The sequence below is a fragment of the Sorangium sp. So ce836 genome, from assembly GCF_028553905.1.
Taxonomy (GTDB): Bacteria; Myxococcota_A; Polyangia; order Polyangiales; family Polyangiaceae; genus Sorangium; species Sorangium cellulosum_D.
The window spans coordinates 1738130-1754319 of record NZ_CP102233.1; the positions used below are offsets into that span (position 1 = coordinate 1738130).

Consider the following 16190-nt stretch of genomic DNA (forward strand, 5'->3'; position numbering starts at 1 on the left):
TGTCGATTGACAAGCGCCCCCGACCGGCGCTTTACAGTTTAGCGTGGTCATCGCCTCCTTCCTGGCCGTCGCGGTGCTCGTGTACACGTACTTCGGGTACCCGATCGTTATCGGCATCCTGGCGCGCCTCTGGCCCGCGCAGCGGAAGGAGGACCCGAGCTACGTCCCCACGGTGACGGCGTGCATCCCCGTCTACAACGCGGCGTCGTATCTGCCGGCGAAGGTCGAGAGCCTCTTCGCGCTCGACTATCCCAGGGACAAGCTGGAGGTCCTGCTCTACTCGGACGGGTCGACCGACGACACGGTGCGCGTGGCCCAGCAGCTCTCGGAGCGCGACCCCCGGGTGAAGGTGATCGTCAGCGAGGCGCGGCGCGGCAAGCCGATCGGCGTGAATACGATGCTCGGGGTCGCGACGGGCGAGGTGCTGCTCATGACGGACGTCCGCCAGCCGCTCGTGCCCGGTGCGCTGCGCGCGCTCGTGCGGCTCCTGGCCGATCCCGGCGCGGGCTGCGTCTCCGGCAACCTGGTGCTGAAGGGCTCGGCGGGCTCGGGGGCGTACTGGCGTTACGAGAACTGGATCCGCCTCCAGGAGGGGCGGTTCAGGAGCATGGTCGGGGTGACCGGCCCCATCTACGCCATCCGCCGCGCCGACATGAGCCAGCTCCCGGAGGGCGTCATCCTCGACGACATGTGGGTGCCGATGCGGCTCCGGCTCGAGGGCCGCTCGATCCTCTTCGCAGAGGACGCGATCGCGTACGACGACGCCTTCGGCGACGAGCGCGAGTTCGGCCGCAAGGTGCGCACGCTGGCGGGCAACTACCAGCTCTTCTCGCTGCTCCCGGCGCTGCTCGTCCCGTTCCGGAACCCGTCCTGGTTCGAGATCTTCTCTCACAAGCTGCTTCGCCTCGTGTGCCCCTGGGCGCTCGTCGCGCTGGTGCTCACGTCGACGGCCGCGTGGGTCGGCGCCGAGTCGAGCGGCGACGCGTCGTGGACGCTCTATGCGGCGCGCGCGCTGTTCGGCGGCCAGGCGGCGTTCTACCTGCTCGCGTTGCTCGGGGGCGCCGCGGGCAAGCTCGGCGCGCTCGCGCGCACGTTCGTGGTCCTCAACGCGGCGGCGGTGGTCGGCCTGTGGCGCTACGTCCGCGGCTCGCAGAAGGTCACCTGGTAGCGTGAGGCGCGGGGGCGCGGCCGCGATCGACGCGGCCGCGCTCCGAGCAGGCCCGCGCGCTCGCGGCCCGCTCGCCGCGCTCGCGCGGGCTACGGCTCGAGCAGGCCCACGAGCTCGTGGACGGCGCGGTGGGTTCGCAGGAGGGCGAGCGACGACGGCAGCAGCCGCCCCGGCCCCTCGTTCGGCGGCGCCTGGAACCTGACCGGCGCGGGGAGGACGTCGAGGCCCGCGCGCTCGAACATGCGGATCGAGCGCGGCATGTGGAGCGCGCTCGTCACGAGCACCACGGCGTCGGGCGCGAGGCTGCGCGCGATCCGGGCGGAGTGGAGGGCGTTCTCCCGGGTGTCGCGCGACTCGGTCTCCAGGATGATCTTCTTCCTCGGCACGCCCAGCTCGACGAGCAGGTCGGCCATGGCGCCGGCGAGCTCGGTGGGCGCGCGCCGGAGGTCCCGCCCCGAGACGATGACGTGGCCGAAGCCGTAGGTGCGGTAGACCCGCGCGGCGCCGATGCCGCGCTCGATGCCGTCCGCCGTCTGCCGTTCCAGGGCGGGCGTGCCGAACTCGTCGGCGTCGATCCCGGCGGTGAGGACGATCAGGACCCGCCGCTCGGGCGAGCTCTGGGCGAGCTCCGGCCGCAGGTCCCTCGGCGCCGTGCTCATCCGGCGCGAGATCGCGGTGGAGACCGCGGGCAACGAGAGGAGCCACAGCGCGAGCCAGGCGCTCCACGCGAGCGCCCGCCCGACCTTCGACCAGCGCGCGCGGTACGTCCAGCCGCCGCCGGAGAGCGCGAGGCCGATGCCCGCGGCGACGAGGAGCACGAGGAGCGGATCGACGAGGCGGGAGATGGACAAGGTGAGGCTCGCCGGGGAGGCGCTCGGCGCGCTTTATCTATGCCGTCGTCGGGGGGCGAGGCGAGCGAAAAGGGCGCGCCGCGAAGGTGTGGGGCGGACGCGCGGTGCGCCCGCCCCGGCGCTGCTGCTCGTGACGGACGGCGCTCAGCGCCGCTGGCGCGCGCGCCGCCGCCGGGCTGCGGCGGAGGCGAGGGCGAGCCCGGCGAGGCCCGCGGGGAGCCACCCGCCGTGGCCGCTCTCGGGCGTCCGGCAGCCGCACCCGCCCGCCTCGCGGGCGCCGTCGCTGCCCTTCGGGCCGTCCCCGCCGCCGCCGCTGGCGTCGCCGCCGCCGCTGGCGTCGCCGCCGCCGGTGTTGTCGGGCGCTTCCCCCAGATCGATCGACGTGTCGGCGCTCGCGACGAGGATGGGCGGCGCCTCGCCGGTCTCCTCGTAGATGGCGTGGAGCCGCTCTCCCCTGTCGTCCGTGACGTTCTCGGATCGCAGGAACTCGATGTACTCCTTCGTCATCGACTGGTAGTAGACGCGCGCCGAGAGCGTCTGGGCGCCGGAGGCGCCGGCGGGGACGGTGAGCGTGAAGCGCGCCTCGTCGTAGTTGCGGTATCCGCCGTTGCCGTCGCCGAAGTCGATCTCCGGCGTCGGCTGGGTCGTCTGCGACGGCACGAAGCCCTTCGGCGGGATGCGGGTGTCGGAGATGATCATGTCGTGGAGCGCGAGGTGCTCCTCTTTCTCCCCCGCGCCCGCGTCGCTGTCCCAGCGCCCGTGCACGGCCCGGTACTCGTGGGTGGGCGGCTCGTGCTGGATCTCGCCGGTGTCCGCGTCGTAGCCGCCGAGCAGCGGCCGCTCGACGCCGTCCTCGCCGACGAGGAACACGGCGATCCAGGCGCGCCGGCTCTCGGCGTAGCCGGTCGGGAACTTGTGGCCGGTGAGGTTCTCGACGCGGACGGTGACGGTGATCTCGTCGCCGGGCCTCGCTTCCCCGGGGGCTTCGACGAGCTCGACCGAGGCGGCCGAGGCGAGGCTCTCGAGGGTGCGGTCGAGCGCGAGCTGGAAGGAGGCCTCGCGCTCCGCGACGAACTCCTTCTCGGCCGCCATGACGGCCTGGATGCCCCAGTGGTTGCCGCCGACGAGGACGTGGTCGCGCGGATCGGTGCGGGGCGGACCGAGATCGGCCACGGTCAGCTCTCCGGTCTTCCTCTTCATGTGGCAGTCGACGCAGCTCCGAGGGTCCGCTCCGCCGTCGCGGAAGTCGCTGGACGCCCACTCCTCGAAGGTCGTATCGAGCGGAAACTCGATCCTGGTCTCGGTGCCGTCCGCGTTCCTCAGCATGATCTCCGGGTTCGTGACCTGGTGGCATTGCCCGCAGAACCGCGAGCCGGCGAGCATGGGGTCCCGCTCGCCGACGTGGGAGTTCGACTCCACGTTCTCGTAGGGCCCGTACATCACGGGCGTGCTGGTGAACCCGGCGGCCTCCGGCGTGGCGTCGAACACGAGCTGCGCGTTGCCGAGGTGGTACGACGGCATGTCGTCGGGCCCGAGGGTCGGCTTCGCGCGGTGGCACACGTTGCAGCTGACGCCCTGACCATCGACGATCTTCCCGTCGGACGCGGCGTTCGGGTCGAGCCCGGAGCCGTCCGGCGGCGTCGCCCTCCCGTTCACGAAGCCGACCGGAGTGTGGCAGCGCAAGCAGAACGTGCCGATCCCCGGCACGTCCTGGTTGGCGATCGTGAGCGCGGCCTTGAAGACCGGATCGCGCCACGCGTTGGCCATCATGGTGCCTGCCCACGTGTCCGTGGGCATGTAATCCAGCGAGTCCTGGCCTTCCGCCCGGTGGCATCCGGCGCAGCGCTCGGCGGTGCCGAGGTTGTTCGGCTGCGGCATCTCGCCCGCCTTGGTCCCCTTGAGATCATCGATTCCGGCGGCTGCTCCGCGGCTCAGCAGCCCGAGCGCGAGCACCCAACCAACCCCCAACCTTACCTTCTTCTGCATAGCTAGGATCCAGATCTGGCAAGCTGCTCTTCGGACAGCGTGAACCGACGATGAACGGCGTGATGGCCTCGCGGCGCGGGGCGACCTATTCCGGATCGATCCGGAAGATCTTGCCCCCGTAGGAGACGATGTAGAGCTCGCCCGCGGCGTCCTCGCCGAAGGAGGCGAGGCCCTCGATGGTGCTCACGGAGTTGAGATCTTGGCTGAGCTGGGTGCCGAGATCGCTCGGGCTCGCGGGCGTGGCGACGCCGTCCCGCCAGGTGAACATCCACACCCGATCCGACGCGAAGTCCCCGTACAGGTACTTCCCCCGGAGCGCCGGGATCGTGCTGCCGCGGTAGACGTAGCCGCCGGTGATCGAGCCGTCGCCGTTGTCGTGATCATAGCGCTTGACGGGCGGCGTGATCGTCGGCGAGTCGCACCTGGTTTCCTGATCGTTCTGGAGGCAGACGTCCCCCTCGGTGACGCTCCACCCGTAGTTCTTGTGGCCCTCGCCGCGCGGCTGGACGTTGATCTCCTCGAACAGGCGCCCGCCGACGTCTCCGATGTAGAGATCGCCCCTGCAGCGGTCGAAGCTGAAGCGCCACGGGTTGCGCAGCCCGTAATTCCACACGTACGGGTCTCCACCGGCGACGTTCCCGGCCGGCGGCGTCGGGTGGTTGTCGACGTCGACGCGGAGGATCTTGGCGTACTTCACCGCGAGGTTCTGCCCGTTGTTGTCCGGGTCCGGATTCGAGGTGTCCCCGCCGCCGTCGCCGACGCCCACGTAGAGCATTCCATCGGGACCGAACGCGAGCATCCCGCCGTTGTGGTTGCCGACCAGCACCGGGAACGAGAAGAGCTCGCTGACCTGCGCCGGCTCCGCCTGGTCCGGATTGGACGCTGAACGCTTGAACTCTCGAAGGGCCAGCGTCCTCGATCTCGTGTTGTGGTAGACGAAGAACCGCCCGTTGGTCGCATATTGAGGGTGGAACGCGAGCCCGAGGAGACCTCGCTCATCCTGGTCGTACTGGATCTGCTGGACCTGCGCGGTGATATCGAGGAACGGGGTGCTCTGCACCACGCCTCCGCGGATGAGCCGGATGGTCCCGCCCTGCTCCACCACGTAGAGGCGGCTGGCATCTTCCGGCTCGCTCGTCACGAAGACGGGACTACGCAGGCCGCTGGCCACCTCGGTGAGCTTGAGCGGCGGCACGGTCCCGCCCGGCTCGTCGCACTCGATCGTCCCATGCCCGCCCGCGCCGGTTCCGGTCGTCGCGCCGGCGCCCGACCCCCCCGTTCCGCTCGTCGTCGTCGTCGCCGCCGGACCGCCTCCGCTGCCCGTCGCCGAAGCGTCCGTGCCCGTCGTGGCGCCCGAGCCCGAGCCCGGCCCCGAGCCCGGACCCGTTGTGGCGCCGCCGCCCGTGCCGGTTCCACCAGGACCGGCTCCACCGCTGCCCCCTGATCCGTTATTTTCATCGCCCCCGCACCCATTCAAGGTGAAGCTCAGACCGACGACGGCGGCCGCGATGGGCATGAAAGACAAAAGGAAACGCTTCTGGTCCATCATGCCGTAGGAGACTATCCGAACAACGCGCCCCTTGGTATAAATTTCCACCTGATGGCGCCGCATCTCCGGATTCTGCACCCAACCGGGATCGGTGAACGCAACTACAATGCAAGACGCTTCCCTACTGCTGCTCGAAATCCTGTCACGCCGGATTCCGTCTGCGGCCGGCACCTGGCGAGAGCGCGTCGAGCAGGTGACCGGCATTGGTGCGCGCCGTGGCGAGGCGCCTGATGCGGTGGTCGGCGAGACGTCCACCTGGTTCGATCGCGACCACTTCCTGTCGACGTTCACCGCCGCTGCGCGCGCGCTCGGCAAGGCGCCGCTCGCGCTTCGAGCGGACGAGCGCGACGCGCTGGAAGCGGCGTTGGGGTCCACGGCGGTGGAGGGCTGGCGGCTGGACGAGCTGGGCCGGGTGACCCTGCTCGCGCTCGTGTCCAGGCGCCTGCCCGAAATGGAGGTCGAGTCGCTGCTCTGGACTTGCTATCAGCAGGGCGATAGCCGGGAACGGCAAGCGCTCCTGCGCGCCCTGCCGTTCGTGACCGGCGCGGAGCGCTCTCTGCCGCTCGCGGTCGACGCGTGCCGCACCAACGAGCTGCCCGTCTTCGAGGCGATCGCCTGCGAGAACCGCTACCCGGCGGCGTATTTTCCGGAGCTCAATTTCAACCAGATGGTCCTCAAGGCCATGTTCATGGGCGTCGCGCTCGCGCGGATCGTCGGGCTGGAGCGGCGGCGAACGAGCGAGCTCGCCAGGATGGCAGAGGACTTCGCGAGCGAGAGGAGGGCGGCTGGCCGGAGCGTCCCGGCGGACATCGGCCTGCTCGCCCCGGAGCACGAGCACGAGCGCGCGACGCGCATCCCCGAGTGAAGCGCGCAAGGCGGAGGGACCAGTGAAGCTATTCGATCCTCATATCCACATGACATCGCGGACCACGGACGACTACCAGGCGATGGCCGACGCCGGCATCGCCGCCGTCCTCGAGCCCGCGTTCTGGCTCGGTCAGCCGAGGACGCACGTCGGCACGTTCGAGGACTACTTCGCGTCCCTGCTCGGCTGGGAGCGCTTCCGGGCCAGCCAGTTCGGCGTCCGCCACCTCTGCACGCTGGCGCTCAACCCCAAGGAGGCCAACAACCCGCGCGTCGCGCAGGGCGTCATCGATCTCTTGCCGCGCTACCTCGACAAGGAGGGCGTGGTCGCGGTCGGCGAGATCGGATTCGACGACATGACGCCCGAGGAAGAGAAGTACTTCGCCCTGCAGGTCGAGCTCGCGCGCGCGCACGACCTCCCGATCCTCGTGCACACGCCTCACCGCGACAAGAAGCGGGGGACCGAGCGGACGCTCGCCCTGGTGCGGGAGCTCAAGTTCCCCGAGGAGCGCGTGCTCGTCGATCACAACAACGAGGAGACGCTGCCGCTCGTGCTCGCGACCGGCTGCTGGGCCGGCCACTCGATCTACCCGAACACGAAGATGGACGAAGACCGGATGGTCGCGCTGGTCAAGAAATACGGCGCGGAGCGGATCCTGATCAACAGCGCGGCGGACTGGGGCGTGAGCGATCCCCTGAAGGTGCCGAAGACGGCGGCGCGGATGCGCGAGGACGGGATCGCGGACGAGGTGATCGAGCGGATCGTCTGGAAGAACCCGCTCGCCTTCTTCGCCCAGAGCGGCCGGCTCGATCTCGCGGAGTTCGGCGAGGCGCCCGCCGTGGACCAGCGCGCGCTGTTCGAGGGCAACTCGGTCTTGCGCGGGCAAACCCCCGTCGTGCAGAGCTGACCGAGCGCGCCCATGCACCGCACCGTCGTTCTCAACGTCGTCGGGCTCACCGGCGATCTCCTCGGCGACGCCACGCCGAACCTGCAGCGGCTCGCGCGCGAAGGCGCGATGCGCCCGCTGGAGACCGTGCTGCCCGCGGTCACGTGCACGGTCCAGTCGACCTTCACGACAGGCCTCCTCCCGGGCGGGCACGGCTGCGTCGCCAACGGCTGGTACTTCCGCGACATCGCCGAGGTGAACCTGTGGCGCCAGGCGAACCAGCTCGTGGCCGGGGAGAAGATCTGGGACGCGGCGCGCCGCCGCGATCCGACCTTCACCTGCGCCAAGCTGTTCTGGTGGTACAATATGTACAGCTCGGCCGACTACGCGGTGACGCCGAGGCCGATCTACTGGGCGGACGGGCTCAAGCTGCCGGACATCTACACCGAGCCGGCGTTGCTGCGCGATGAGCTCGTCTTCCGGCTGGGCGAGTTTCCGCTCTTCAACTTCTGGGGCCCGAACGCCGATATCCGGTCGACGGCGTGGATCGCGCGGTGCGCGCGCCACGTGTACGACACGCGGCGGCCGACGCTGACGCTCGTCTATCTCCCGCACCTCGATTACAACCTCCAGCGGCTCGGGCCGGACGATCCCGCCATCCAGGAGGATCTGCGCGCCGTGGACGCGGTCTGCGGCGAGCTGATCGACCACGTGCGCAAGGACGGGGCGCGGGTGATCGTCCTGTCCGAATACGGCATCACGCGGGTGTCCGGGGTCGTGCACATCAACCGGGCGCTCCGGGAGCAAGGCCTCGTGCGCGTCCGGGTCGAGCGGGGGCTCGAGAAGCTCGACGCCGGCGCGTCCGAGGCGTTCGCGGTGGCGGACCACCAGGTGGCGCACGTCTATGTGCGCCGCCCGGAGCGCGTCGCCGAGGTGAAGGCGCTGCTCGAGGGGCTGCCCGGCGTGGACGTCGTCCTCGACGAGGAGGGCAAGCGCGCCGCCGGCCTGGATCATCCGAGGTCCGGCGAGCTCGTCGCCGTCTCACGCGAGGATCGATGGTTCAGCTACTACTACTGGCTCGATGACGAGAAGGCGCCCGAGTACGCCAGGACCGTCGATATCCACCGCAAGCCCGGGTACGACCCCGTGGAGCTGTTCGCCGATCCCGCGCTGCGCGCCCTGCCGGCCAGCGTCGCGTGGAGGCTGCTCAAGAAGAAGCTCGGGTTCCGGTACCTGATGGATGTGATCCCGCTCGACGCCGGGCTCGTCCGGGGATCTCACGGGCGGCTGCTCGAGGGGCCCGGGCGCGGGCCCCTGCTCATGTCCAGCTGCGGTTCGCTGCCGCCGGGGGAGAGCGTCCACGCCACCGACGTCGGCAAGGTCGTCTTGAGCCACCTGTTCGATTGATCGGCGGGGCGGGGGCCCTCGCCCCCCCGCTGCCTCACGTCCCCCGCACCACCCGCTGCATCGCCAGCGTCAGCGGGAATCCAAGGAGCGAGAGCGCCGCCGCGCCGCCGGCGCCCGGCGCCCCGCTCCGCGCGATGAGCACCGCGTCGAGCAGCGATATCCCGGCGATGAGCGTCACCACGGCGCGCGGGATCCGGTCCTTCCGCGTCCCCCGCAAGAGCCTCACCGCGTGGAGCACGCAGCCCGCGAGCGCGCCGTACGCGACCGTCCCCATCAGCCCCGTGAGCGGCGCCCCGAGCGTGTAGAGGAACGGCACCGCCATGAAGCCGAGCGCCCACAGGCTGCGCACGGCCAGCAAATTCTCCTGCTTCGCGATCGCCGTCAGCCCGATCAGGTAGAAGAGCAGCGCCATTCCCCCTCCGAGCACCGCGCTGCCGAGCTGCCCCCCTGCCGCGAGCGCCGCGGTCCCGTAGACCAGCACGCGGCACAGCCCCATGAGCGCCGGGCTCAGCGGATTCCCCTTGTGCCAGGCGTCGTACAGCACGATCGCCCCCGCGAGCAGCGCGCTCGCCACGCCCGGCGCCGCGCCCCGGCCCGCGAGGTGCGCGTGGCCGCCCACGAGCAGCACCCCCGCGCCGAGCAGGCCGTACCCCACCGCGAACACCTCGCGGGCGCTCACCAGGCCGGACGGGATCGGCCGCTCGGGCCGCTCGCGCGCGTCGATCTCCCGATCGAACGCGTCGTTGAGGAACATGCCGCCCACGTACATCAGCGACACCGCGAACCCCACCAGCGCCACCTCGGGCGCCCGCAGGCCGGCCCCGGACAGCGCCATGCCGCACAGCACGTTCGTCCAGACCGTCGGCAAGTTCGAGACGCGGCCGAGCCGCAAATACACCCGCGCGCGTGAGCTCATCGTCACACCCTCTCTCCGCTGCCAGCGCCGAGGACGCCGCCATCACCGGCGCCGCCGCTCCCTTCGACCACCATCCGCTCCTCCACCCAGCGGAGCTCCCGCGCCACCGCCTCGACCACGCCGCCGCGCCGCTGATCCTCCGGCAGGACATCCCAGGTATAGGTCTCCACCTCGAGGTGCTGCGTCGCGGGCACGTCCCGGAGGTGCGACAGCAGCGCCGCGAGCTCCGGCTGCGTCGTCGCGAGCGCGCCCTCGAACCCCCGGAAGATCGGCATGTGGAAGTGGATGCGCCACTCCTCCGGCCGCGCCTCCGGCGGCGCCGCCCCCGCGCCCTCGAGCGCCGACAGCGCCTCGGGCAGATCCAGGTAGCGGACGAGCTCGCCCCCGGCCGCGCCGCCGCGCCGCTCGACCACCTGGTGCAGGTAGACGACGTCCTCCGCGTACGCGCGCAGCCGCGTCATCGTCGCCGGATCGCGCTCCGCCACGCGCGCGCGCAGCCCGGCGCTGATCTGCACCTTGTGCACGCCGACGCCCGCCGCGCGGAGCGCCGCGAGCGACGCCGGCGCGTCCTCGAACTCGACCGCCATGTGGCACGCGTCGAAGCAGAGGCCGAGGTGCTCGCGGAGCGCCTCCTCCGCGGCCGAGACGCTCATCCCGCACAGCGCCGCGAGCTCCCGCGCCCGCTCCCGCGCGAACACGTGATCGGTGAAGAAGCCGATCGCCTCGGGCGTCGTCTCGAGGAAGCAGCGCGGCTCCGGCTCGAGCGCCAGCGCGACGCGCTTGCCCGTGCGCCGGCGGATCTCGACGAGGTGCGCCGCGTGCTGGACCAGCCGCCGCGCCATCGCCTCCGCGTCGTCCCGCCCGCGCACCCGCGGCCGGAACGCGCCGGGAACGGTGCTGACGCTGCCCATCAGGCCCTCCTCGGCCGGCAAGAGCGCGGCGAGGAGCGTCGCCAGGAGATCGCTGTACGCGAGGCGCTCGTCGGAGAGCCAGTCCGGCAGGTACACGCGCTCCTTCACGGGCGCGCCGTGGAACCGGCCGTAAGGGAACCCGTTCAGCGTGAACACGTACAGCCCGTTCTGCTCGAGAAAGTCGCGGAACGCCTCGAGCTCCGCCGGCGCCGCGAGCTCCGCCGCCGCCCGCGCCGAGAGCCGCAGGCCCACGCCGCAGCGGCGGCGCTCGCCGGTCCCCGCGCGCTCCGCCCCTCCGCCCTCCGGCCGTCCGGCCGCGCGCGACAAGATCTCGAGCAGGTGCGTCTCCAGGCTCCGCTTCACCTCGGGCCACGTCTCGCCCGGGTGGATGTTCGTGCAGTAGGTGAGGTGCGGCGCCCCCGCGCACGCGAGCCTCACGACCGCGCCGCCCCGGCCGCGCCGGCCGCCGCGAGCGCGCCCCGCCGCCCGGCGCGCTCGCGCAGCCGCGCGATCGCCGCGACGATGTGCCGCTCGTCCATCGCGTGCACCTCGCGCGCGCGCCCCACGTCCTCGAGGAGCGTCACCGTGAGCTCTCCGCCGAGGTGCTCGCGGAACTCGTCCAGCCCGTCGAGCACGCAGAGCCGCTCGCCCCGCTCGCCGCCCGGCCGGGCGAGCGACAGCGCGTCGTCCCACAGCGCGAAGCCGAGCGCCTCGAGCGTCGCGACCACCGCGGCCGACGTCGCCTCGCTGCAGAGGCCGGCGAGCTCCGCGTACAGCGTGTCGATCGCGATCCCGATGGCGACCGCCTCGCCGTGACGGAGCCGGTGCCTCGTGAGCGACTCGAGCTTGTGCGCGGCCCAGTGCCCGAAATCGAGCGGCCGCGCGCTCCCGAGCTCGAACGGATCTCCCGCGGTCGCGATGTGCTGGAGGTGGATCTCCGCCGAGCGGCGCACGAGCTCCGCGAGCGGCGCGAGCGCGCCCGACGCGAGCGCGGGCGCGTGCTCGGACAGCCACGAGAACAGCCTCGCGTCCCGGATCAGCGCGACCTTCACCGCCTCGGCCATCCCGGCCACCTTGTCGCGCAGGGGCAGCGTCTCCAGGAAGCGCGGGTCGATCATCACCGCGAACGGCGGGGCGAACGTGCCGAGCAGGTTCTTCTTCCCGAACGCGTTGACCCCGTTCTTCACGCCGACGCCGGAGTCGGCCTGCGCGAGCACCGTGGTCGGGACGCGCACGACCCGCACGCCGCGGTGCACCGTCGCGGCCGCGTAGCCGGCCATGTCGAGCACCGCGCCCCCGCCGACGATCATCACGAACGACTGCCGATCCATCCCGAGCGCGTCGAGCCTCGCCTGCAGCGCCGCCGTCGCCGCGGCGTCGTTCTTCGCCGCCTCGCCGCCGGGCACCACGATCGGTTCGGCCGCGAGCGCGAGCCTGTCCGCGTGCGCGCCCACGTACCGCGCGATGTCCTCCGCGAGCGACGGCCACGCCGCGGCGACGCCGCCGTCGATCACCGGCAGCACGCGGTGGCGCCGGCGCGGCTCCTTCGAGGCGATGGCGGACGCGAGATCGCCGTTGCTCGGCGAAAAGACGCCGTCCGTGAGGTAGACGGGGTACTCGAAGGGGACGGCGATCCGTTGGAGATGAAGCAGCATCAAAGCCGAGCTTTGAGAGCGGCCATCGGGCCGTCAAGCTCGTTCCGCGCGAGGATCCCGCGCCCTGCCGCAGGATGAAAACTTCCCCTTGGCGGCGGACGGCCTTCCTGCAATGCTGGCGCCGCTCGTGGGCTGCGCGGCCATACGGCCGCGATCGCCTCGTGATTCGCAACCCTGTACTGCCTGACATCCTCCTCAATGCAGACGCCCATGGAAGGCAAAGCCCGTCCCAAGAAACGGTCCTTCATGAGAGGAGTGCTTTTGACGGCGGCGGCCCTCGCCCTCGCCGCGCTCTCGGCCGGGTGCGCGCCCACGTACGTCTACAACCCGGCCAACTACGCGAAAGAGTACGATCCGCGCAAGCACGAGTACGTGATCGGCGTGGGCGACCAGATCCGGGTCAACGTGTGGCGCATGGCCGACCTGTCGAGCGAGGCGCTGGTCAGGGCCGACGGGTACATCACGATGCCGCTCATCGGCGACGTCTACGTCGCCGGCAGGACGCCGACCCAGGTGCGCGAGGAGCTGAAGCGGCGGCTCTCCGAGTTCGTGAAGGACGAGACGGCCGTGATCACCGTCGCCGTGACCGGAATCAACAGCTACCGGTTCGTGGTCAGCGGAAACGTCGCGCGCGCCGGCATCTTCAACGCGAACTACTTCGTCTCGGTCTCCGAGGCGCTCGCGATGGCCGGCGGCCCGAACCAGTTCGCCTCGACCGATCAGATCCTGCTCATCCGCATGGATAGCCCGGGCAAATTCCGGCACATCCCCATCAACTACGACGATATCGCCTCGCGCAAGCGGCCCGAGCAGGACCTCGTGCTCAAGGCGGGCGATACCGTCTTCGTGCCCTGACCGTGGCCGGCTCCTCCGCGCTCGCCCGCAAGGCCGTCCTCGGCGCGGTCTGGACGATCGCGACCGGGCTCGGCTCGCGCGTCATCGGGCTGATTGGCACCCTCGTCCTCACCCGGTTCATCGCGCCGGACGTGTACGGCGAGGTCTCGGCCGCGTCCGTCGTCATCATGACGGCGCACTTCGTGTCGAGCCTCGGGATCGGCCAGTACATCGCGTCGCAGCCGCAGCTCGACCGCCAGACAGTCTTCAACGCCACCGTCTATTTCCACGCGGCGGGGCTGCTCGCCATCGGCGTCATCTATCTCCTGCGAGAGCCGATCGCGGTGCACCTCGTCGGCGCGCCCGGGATGCTCGAGTTCATGCCCGGGCTCATCCTCGCGATGATCATCGATCGGATCTGGTACGTCCCCGATCGCCTGCTCATCCGCGAGATGCGCTTCCGCAGCGTGAGCCTCCGCAACGCGGCCGGCGAGCTCACCTACACCGCGGCGTCGGTCCTCCTCGCCGTGCGCGGCTGGGGGGGCAACGCCATCGTGGTCGCGACGCTCCTGCGCGCCGTCGTGCGCGTGGTCACCACGGTCCCGGCGGTGAAGCTCGCCGAGTGGCTGACGCCGAGCCCGCTGTCGCGCGAGAAGGCGCGCGACCTGTTCGCCTTCGGCATCCCGCTCAACTTCGGGTCGCTGGCGCACTTCGGGGCCTCGAAGTGGGACAACCTCGTCATGATCCGGCTGTTCGGCGAGCAGGTCGGCGGGCTCTACAACCTCGCGTGGAACCTCGCCGACATCCCGGCCTCCCAGGTCGGCGAGCGCATCGGCGACGTGCTCGTCCCGTCGTTCTCGAAGCTCGAGCCGGAGCAGCGCAAGGCCGCCCTGGTCCGCGCGCTCACGCTGCTCTCGCTGCTCATCTTCCCGCTCGCCGTCGGCCTCGGCGCGGTCGCCCCGACGATCCTCAACGACACGTTCTTCAACGAGGCCTGGGAGCCGGCGGGCCCGCTCCTCGCGGTGCTGTCGGCGCTCGGCGTCACCCGCCCGATCGGCTGGGTCATGGCCTCGTATATGCAGGTCTACGGCCGGACGCAGGCGATCATGATCCTGGAGTGGCTCAAGGTGGCCGCGATCATCGGCGGCATCGCGCTGCTCGGCGCGATCGGCGGCGTGCTCTGGGCGTGCGCCGGGGTCGGCGTTGCGTTCGGGGTGCACGCCCTCGGGAGCCTCTGGGTGGTGAAGCGCGCCGACGGCGTGCCGTACATGCGGCTGCTGCGCCCGCTGGCCCGCCCGCTGATCGCGTGCGTGCCCATGGTCATTGCTGTGCTCGCCGTCCGTTACGCGATACGGCCGCTCGGCGAGCTGCCCCGCGGCTTCCGCCTCGGCGCCGAGGTCCTCGCGGGCGCTGTGGTCTTCGCCGGCTCCGCGCTCGTCATCGCGCGGCAGGCGTCGCGCGACTTCCTCCAGCTCGCCCGCGAAGCGGTGCGCCGCCGTCGCTGACGTGTGACGCGTGTCGCCGACCGCCGGCCGCCGTCGCTCTCCTCCAGGCGGCCGCGAGGACCCCTTTCGACAATCGAGCGAAATTTGGGGGCCTGTGGTAGCGTCGGGCCCCTCTCTTCAACATGGGTCGGGACCCGCGTGGCGGCTCCCCTCCACCACTGGAGATCAAAGGAAATGGCAGAGACGCATCCCGCTGCGGTCGAGAGCCTCCTGGCGAAGATCAACTCGCGCGAAGCCCAGGTGGGCATCATCGGCATGGGCTATGTCGGCCTGCCGCTGGCGCTCACGTTCATCGAGAAGGGCTTCCGCGTGCTGGGCTTCGACGTCGACCCCGAGAAGGTCACCGCGCTCAGCGAGGGGAAGAGCTACATCAAGCACCTCGATCCTTCGCGCGTCGCGGCGGCATCCAAGACGGGTCGGTTCGAGGCGACGGCGGACTTCGGCCGGCTCAACGAGCCCGACGCCATCCTCATCTGCGTCCCCACCCCGCTGACCGCCCAGCGGGAGCCCGACATGAGCTATGTCGTCGGCTCGGCCCAGAAGATCAAGGAGCGGCTGCGGAAGGGGCAGCTCGTCGTCCTCGAGTCGACCACGTACCCCGGCACCACCGACGAGCTGGTCAAGGGCATCCTCGAGCAATCAGGCCTCCGCATGGGCGAGGATTTCTACCTCGCCTTCTCGCCCGAGCGCGAGGACCCGGGCAACCGCGATCACAGCACCGCGACCATCCCGAAGGTCGTCGGCGGCGTGGATCGCGCGTCGCTGGCCCTCTCGCAGGCGCTCTACTCCCAGGCGATCGCGCGCACCGTGGCCGTCTCGTCGGCGCGCGCGGCCGAGGCGGCGAAGCTCACCGAGAACATCTTCCGGGCCATCAACATCGCCCTCGTGAACGAGCTCAAGGTCGTCTACGACGCCATGGGCATCGACGTCTGGGAGGTGCTCGACGCCGCCTCGACAAAGCCGTTCGGCTTCATGCGGTTCAACCCGGGCCCGGGCTGGGGCGGCCACTGCATCCCGCTCGATCCGTTCTACCTGGCCTGGAAGGCGCGCGAGTTCGGCGTGTCCACGAAGTTCATCGAGCTCGCGGGCGAGGTGAACGTCGAGATGCCGCACTACGTGGTCAACAAGCTCCAGCTCGGGCTGAACGAGCGCGGCAAGCCGATGAAGGGCACGAAGGTCCTGCTCCTCGGCGTCGCTTACAAGAAGGACATCGACGATCCGCGCGAGAGCCCCGCGTTCGAGATCATCGAGCTGCTGCGCCGTCTCGGCGCCGTGCTCAGCTACCACGACCCGCACGTGCCCAAGCTGCCGCGCATGCGCACCTGGCCGCACCTGCCGGAGCTCTCGTCGGTGCCCCTCAACGAGGACACGCTCAAGAGCCACGACGCGGTCATGGTCGTCACCGATCACTCCGTGGTCGATTACGACTTCGTGCTCAACCACGCCGCCCTGATCGTCGACGCCCGCGGCGTCTACCGCAACGTGCACCCCAAGGTGATCAAGGCTTAGCCGAGGGCGCCCCGAGCGGCACGACGGCGCCCTGCCGGCCCGCGTGCGCCGCGCCTGCGGGCGCGGGCGCGGGCCGGGGCGGCGGTTTGGTGACCGGGCACCCATCGGCGGCGTCCTCGCCGCCTTGCCGGCCCGCGCCGCGGCGTGT

At 71.0% G+C, this 16190-nt stretch carries 13 protein-coding genes; 7 read left to right on the forward strand and 6 right to left on the reverse strand.

All coding sequences use genetic code 11. The features are described from left to right. Positions 1-43 precede the first annotated feature (43 nt). Positions 44-1168, forward strand: a complete 1125-nt coding sequence (locus NQZ70_RS06450; RefSeq protein ID WP_129573425.1) for a glycosyltransferase family 2 protein — start codon at positions 44-46, stop codon at positions 1166-1168. A gap of 89 nt (positions 1169-1257) precedes the next feature. On the opposite strand, the gene NQZ70_RS06455 is transcribed toward NQZ70_RS06450, so the two are convergent. The 3 genes from NQZ70_RS06455 to NQZ70_RS06465 all read right to left on the reverse strand — a co-directional run bounded on the left by NQZ70_RS06455 (position 1258) and on the right by NQZ70_RS06465 (position 5554). After that, on the reverse strand, positions 1258-2019 hold the full coding sequence (locus NQZ70_RS06455) for a YdcF family protein (RefSeq protein ID WP_129573426.1): 762 nt from the start codon (positions 2017-2019) through the stop codon (positions 1258-1260). Between the two features lie 144 nt (positions 2020-2163). Then, positions 2164-3987, reverse strand: a complete 1824-nt coding sequence (locus tag NQZ70_RS06460) for an MYXO-CTERM sorting domain-containing protein (RefSeq protein WP_237245094.1) — start codon at positions 3985-3987, stop codon at positions 2164-2166. 103 nt (positions 3988-4090) lie between these two features. After that, positions 4091-5554: a sorbosone dehydrogenase family protein gene (locus tag NQZ70_RS06465; protein ID WP_237245095.1), complete on the reverse strand. Its 1464-nt coding sequence runs from the start codon at positions 5552-5554 to the stop codon at positions 4091-4093. Between the two features lie 235 nt (positions 5555-5789). Between NQZ70_RS06465 and NQZ70_RS06470 the strand changes: the two genes are divergently transcribed. Genes NQZ70_RS06470 through NQZ70_RS06480 form a run of 3 tightly spaced genes read left to right on the forward strand, consistent with a single transcriptional unit; the run spans position 5790 to position 8712 of the window. After that, positions 5790-6419, forward strand: coding sequence for an EboA domain-containing protein (locus NQZ70_RS06470; RefSeq protein ID WP_237245096.1), 630 nt, complete (start codon positions 5790-5792; stop codon positions 6417-6419). A 22-nt stretch (positions 6420-6441) separates the two neighbouring features. After that, positions 6442-7326, forward strand: coding sequence for a TatD family hydrolase (locus tag NQZ70_RS06475; protein WP_129573427.1), 885 nt, complete (start codon positions 6442-6444; stop codon positions 7324-7326). 12 nt (positions 7327-7338) lie between these two features. Next, a complete protein-coding gene (locus NQZ70_RS06480) occupies positions 7339-8712 on the forward strand; it encodes an alkaline phosphatase family protein (RefSeq protein WP_129573428.1) in 1374 nt (457 codons plus the stop codon). Between the two features lie 34 nt (positions 8713-8746). Here NQZ70_RS06480 and NQZ70_RS06485 read toward each other — a convergent pair whose 3' ends face one another. From NQZ70_RS06485 to NQZ70_RS06495, 3 genes are read right to left on the reverse strand one after another with little or no spacing between them, the layout of a single operon-like run. Then, a complete protein-coding gene (locus NQZ70_RS06485; RefSeq protein ID WP_129573429.1) occupies positions 8747-9628 on the reverse strand; it encodes a UbiA family prenyltransferase in 882 nt (293 codons plus the stop codon). A gap of 2 nt (positions 9629-9630) precedes the next feature. Beyond that, positions 9631-10977: a metabolite traffic protein EboE gene (eboE, locus tag NQZ70_RS06490; protein WP_129573430.1), complete on the reverse strand. Its 1347-nt coding sequence runs from the start codon at positions 10975-10977 to the stop codon at positions 9631-9633. Then, positions 10974-12194: a 3-dehydroquinate synthase gene (locus NQZ70_RS06495; protein WP_129573431.1), complete on the reverse strand. Its 1221-nt coding sequence runs from the start codon at positions 12192-12194 to the stop codon at positions 10974-10976. The genes eboE and NQZ70_RS06495 overlap by 4 nt, the downstream gene beginning before the upstream one ends. A gap of 246 nt (positions 12195-12440) precedes the next feature. Between NQZ70_RS06495 and NQZ70_RS06500 the strand changes: the two genes are divergently transcribed. The 3 genes from NQZ70_RS06500 to NQZ70_RS06510 all read left to right on the forward strand — a co-directional run bounded on the left by NQZ70_RS06500 (position 12441) and on the right by NQZ70_RS06510 (position 16042). Continuing rightward, the gene (locus tag NQZ70_RS06500; RefSeq protein ID WP_129573432.1) at positions 12441-13049 is read left to right on the forward strand and encodes a polysaccharide biosynthesis/export family protein; all 609 of its coding nucleotides are present in this window, start codon (positions 12441-12443) and stop codon (positions 13047-13049) included. 2 nt (positions 13050-13051) lie between these two features. Further along, entirely contained in the window at positions 13052-14533 is a 1482-nt protein-coding gene (locus tag NQZ70_RS06505) for an oligosaccharide flippase family protein (RefSeq protein WP_129573433.1), read from the forward strand. A gap of 174 nt (positions 14534-14707) precedes the next feature. After that, entirely contained in the window at positions 14708-16042 is a 1335-nt protein-coding gene (locus NQZ70_RS06510) for a nucleotide sugar dehydrogenase (protein WP_129573434.1), read from the forward strand. The last annotated feature ends 148 nt before the right edge of the window (positions 16043-16190 follow it).